The following is a 4,090-nucleotide window of genomic DNA, read 5'->3' as shown; positions in this document are numbered from 1 at the left end:
CATAACTATTACTTTATACCTGTATTAATAATCAGTATAAACAGGTATTTTAGAGCATCAAGTAATTGTTACACTTTTAGGGATTCATAACATATCTGACCTTACACTTTCAGGCGTAGATTGAGATGTCATCTGACAGGCGGCTTCATAAAAAGAACAAATGCTCAAGGCACCTTTGCACTCTATGGCTGCATTATCATCGATTCAGCTCCTTAACAACACATAAAAATGCGAGCCAATAAAGCTTGGCACTTCACTTTAATCACTAAGGTAAGATATATCAAAGCGTGTTGAAGAGGGATTTTAGAGGACCAACCTCTTCGTCATGTGACGACTCCACGCCTTATCTCCCATTTTTACCAAACTTATCCTCCGTGAGATGACTGACCTAGTCAAAATAACAAACAAAGAATTTATGATGTACAAAAGGATGAAAACCGTTTTCCAATTGCCGTCACTCTGTCAGTCGGCTCCTGCAAATCCTAACCACCGTCACCTGAAGAACTGGCTGAACGTAATAGCCTAAAAGCCAAGGCCGCTATAGAAGAAATTGAGGGTACACCGGAAGGCCAGCAGGAACTACGTTTATTAAAAATCCTCTTCGTACATTGATTCTCAGATATGGAAAAATAAAAGCCCCGTATTTAAGTGACCCACAGTAATTGGATATTCCAACTATTGGGGCACTTAAATACCGCTTGGCAAAATATACTGTGTTTAACTTCTTCTGAATCGACGCATTGCCAGAAGAGTCAAGCCGAAAAAGGTAAGAGTAGCTGGCTCTGGAACCTCAGTTGAATCTGGTGTAGTGACATCAACTCTCGGCACAATTGAAATAAAATCATTCGGCCCGCCTATTGATGACACCCTATTTGCGGTGGAGCTGTATGGAGTGAAAGAAAAGAAATTCTCAGTTGCAAAGTCTGTAGGATTAAATAAGCCAGCATTGGTTTGCGCTAACCCCCAGCCCAACCTAGAATTATTACCGCTGAAAATGCCTTCGTTCCAAGCAATATCTTGTTTTCCTTGAGTAGAGAGAAAGCCCCAACCACTAAAAATTGTACCATCCCAGTTATCGGGTACGTCATAAGAAGTAAGGGAAGATGCTGAAACATATACGTTTGAGGCTGTACCAAGGTCAATCGCTTGGAATATCAATGAAGTAGGATCTTGAGGTGTCCAATAATCATAGACGCCCCCTACACCTTCAGTCCAACTCGCTATAGTGAGTAAGTCAGTCGTTGTGTCTACAACACCTGTCCACTGGGGACCATCAGCATCGTGATAGGTAACGTCAATAAGGGCGGCATTGACCCATTGTGAAGTACCCATTAGGATAATACAAATAACGCGAAGAATGACAACAGTCCAATTTTTCACCACGTTAAGCTCCTTTTAATATGTTAGTTACGAATTGGTGTGATTATTTTATGTCAGTCTTAAAAGCTGACTTTTTCTAAATGATGCAAACTCCACACCAAAAATCAAGATGTTGTTTTAAAACAACTTTTAATAGCCTAACAATTGATATGTAAAGAAATCTGACAGATACGTAGGGACCGAAACCTAACTTCGCTATATGATTGTTTGAATCGCCACTAGTTCAGTAGGCGCATCATAACCATACTATGGAATGAAACCAAAGCTATTGTCTAACGACTGATTAACATATATGCAGGAAAATTGACAGTCCGGGATACGTACGCAAGAGGCTGTCAGAATTGATACCACTCTGTTATCTGATCTGTCAGATTAAATGACGACCAATCCAACTGAATTAATAATTAAAAACATGCCTCTTCAATTCATACAGAGTATTTCTTATATCGTCTAAACTGCATGAATCCGACCATTCTATTTGCTCACATATATGCTTAAGATCCTCAGCTATAGCTTTTTTGGTAAACACGATTGGCTGTGTAATAAGAAATTTACCGACAACATATATGCATTCATAGTCAAGCTTTTCACAAGCTCGTACAAAGTACTTCTCTGCTCTTAGAAACTCAATATCGTCGGCTGAGTGATCATGTTCGTCTAAGCTATAAATATATCTCTCTACGGCAACTATCTCTTTATCAGTTTCTTTTAATTGCTCTGAGCGATCTATAACACCTGCATATCCCATCTTAAAAGCGTCGGTGTAAGATAGCGTTAATTGCCCTCCTTTATGTTGCTTAGAGCAAAGGCTTAAGACACTTCTATACGGTGTTACATGTTTCTCTGAAACAGGATAATCAACATAGATTACTCCTCGCTTTGAAAGATTCATCGTCACTCTTTGCCTTTTTTCCCCAAGTCATTTAAAAAGTACTCGCGACTAAGTTTGTTTCTCTCATGCCACAAGTCTATTGTTTTTATCTGTGCTTCGGTAACACTACTATGTCTGTATTGCCTCCCAAGCTGCCACTTCATATTACTCAGTTTTATATAGCCCGCCACTATTGCATCACGTTCCGTGTCAAAACCAAAAAAATTAACTGCTTTAGTGTGTTGCTGCCACCTGCAACTGAATAATTCACCATCTGGAGTTAACCAGCCGTGTATTGATAACAAACATTCATCAACAACGCATTCGCCTTCGGATAAACCATTATTGTAAATCAGCATTGAACTCGTGGGGTTAGGCTTATGAATTAACCTTTTTTTAGTCGTAAATAAGCAGGGAGTATTTGAGGCCGAGTCCTGGTGGGCCATTTTGAATAATTTATCAAAGTTAAAGGATTTTTTTTCTAAATCAGCCATTTTAGTTAATACACTCTACATTAAATATAAAAGGAGCTCGTTATGTTTCAAGTTATACGAAAAACAATGAATGCTACTACATTCTTATATGTCCACTTTTTTTCCGCGCTTGCAATATCGATGTTTTGTCTCTGGTCGGCTTATGAACTATTCAACTTTTCGAGTGGTATATCACCTATCACTTTTGAAGGCATTGATAAATTTACACTAGGCGCATGCTGTATGTTTTTGATTGGGGTTTATAGTCTCTACGATTCAGTCCAAACCTTTGACAACATTCGTACGGGATACTGAGCCTTATCCAAAATTCCCCACATTTAAAACGTCATCTGACGATACATCTCCTTCTTCGTCAGGTGGCGCAGTGTCGGTTAATTCGTTATTACCGTTATCCTCTTTTGCACCACTTGTTCTATTACTGAGTCCTTCTTCTCTTTTACCTTTTTGTTTTCTTACTCTTTTTCTCTGTTTTACTGTTTCTTTCTCATGTACTTGAATTGGTGAAAGCGACAGTAAACCGTTATCATCGCCTCGGAAGGTCAATAAACCAATTTCAAAGAGAATGTCTTTAGTAAAATCCTGAAAATTTCTGCCATTTCCGTATTTTTTGAATAATGAAGAAATGACTGCATCTTGGTGCTTTCCCTGGTTTAAGCTTATGTAATACCGTTCAATCATTATGCTGTTTCACTTTTCTTTGTTGTTAAAGGAGTGACGTTGTCCTTGAATTTTGCTTTTCCAAAAATTGCATAACCTTTGACGACGTCATAAATCGGATCTGGTGTTGAAGATGTTTTTGAGCTTTTTCGCATTAAAGTAGCATGGGGAAAAAACTTTTTGACGTAGTCAATGAGATATTCTCCCCCTCCAGAACTGACATGAACAGTCATTGTTTTTCCACCTTTCCATTTTTCCATCATCTCCTCAATAACTCCGCTGTAGACACGATGGACATGTCTTTCAGTGACATCCTTTAAATTAATTTTCGTTTGTTTCTCGCCGTGCAACTGTATGTAGCCTTTACGAAACGCTTTTAAAATCTCAATCTGTTCCGCATCGTAGTCATAGGCTGTTTTGAGCTCATCTTTAATACACATTGCTAATTTGTGAAGACCCGCATCAGCACCTTTACTTTTTTCATTGGCACTTCGTAGAGAGTTGTAAGTTCCGTCTGTGATACACGCTACCCCACAACTGTGTGTGCCGGGGTCTATATATCCTACATGGCTGTCATCTATTTTTTTATCTCTTGAAATAGCCATGTTTGTGAAATGAAGACCAACGACCTGAGGCAGTACAGCACATTGGCTGTCTTCTATGGATAATGTGTATTGAGCATGAGGCG

General features: G+C 38.9%; 5 protein-coding genes. All 5 read right to left on the bottom strand.

The genetic code is table 11. The features are described 5' to 3' along the window. Positions 1–717: 717 nt before the first annotated feature. Positions 718–1,383, bottom strand: a complete 666-nt coding sequence (locus tag BIZ39_RS20505; protein WP_187447919.1) for a PEP-CTERM sorting domain-containing protein — start codon at positions 1,381–1,383, stop codon at positions 718–720. A gap of 394 nt (positions 1,384–1,777) precedes the next feature. Continuing rightward, positions 1,778–2,272 (bottom strand): hypothetical protein, encoded by a 495-nt coding sequence (locus BIZ39_RS20500; RefSeq protein ID WP_187447918.1) that lies wholly within the window; start codon positions 2,270–2,272, stop codon positions 1,778–1,780. Between the two features lie 2 nt (positions 2,273–2,274). Continuing rightward, positions 2,275–2,745, bottom strand: a complete 471-nt coding sequence (locus BIZ39_RS20495; protein ID WP_187447917.1) for a hypothetical protein — start codon at positions 2,743–2,745, stop codon at positions 2,275–2,277. A gap of 297 nt (positions 2,746–3,042) precedes the next feature. Further along, positions 3,043–3,423 (bottom strand): hypothetical protein, encoded by a 381-nt coding sequence (locus BIZ39_RS20490; RefSeq protein WP_187447916.1) that lies wholly within the window; start codon positions 3,421–3,423, stop codon positions 3,043–3,045. Continuing rightward, the coding region (locus BIZ39_RS20485; RefSeq protein WP_187447915.1) for a hypothetical protein at positions 3,423–4,090 on the bottom strand (668 nt) is incomplete at its 5' end. The genes BIZ39_RS20485 and BIZ39_RS20490, both read right to left, overlap by 1 nt.

This window comes from Alteromonas sp. BZK5 (genome assembly GCF_014349115.1).
Taxonomy (GTDB): Bacteria; Pseudomonadota; Gammaproteobacteria; order Enterobacterales; family Alteromonadaceae; genus Alteromonas; species Alteromonas macleodii.
The sequence above is the reverse complement of the archived record's forward strand: the minus strand, read 5'-3'. Positions and strand labels throughout refer to the sequence as shown.

Coding starts and splice junctions, on each gene's coding strand:
- BIZ39_RS20490 (WP_187447916.1), bottom strand. CDS start 3,423: ATGATTGAACGGTATTACATAAGCTTAAACCAGGGAAAGCACCAAGAT.
- BIZ39_RS20495 (WP_187447917.1), bottom strand. CDS start 2,745: ATGGCTGATTTAGAAAAAAAATCCTTTAACTTTGATAAATTATTCAAA.
- BIZ39_RS20500 (WP_187447918.1), bottom strand. CDS start 2,272: ATGAATCTTTCAAAGCGAGGAGTAATCTATGTTGATTATCCTGTTTCA.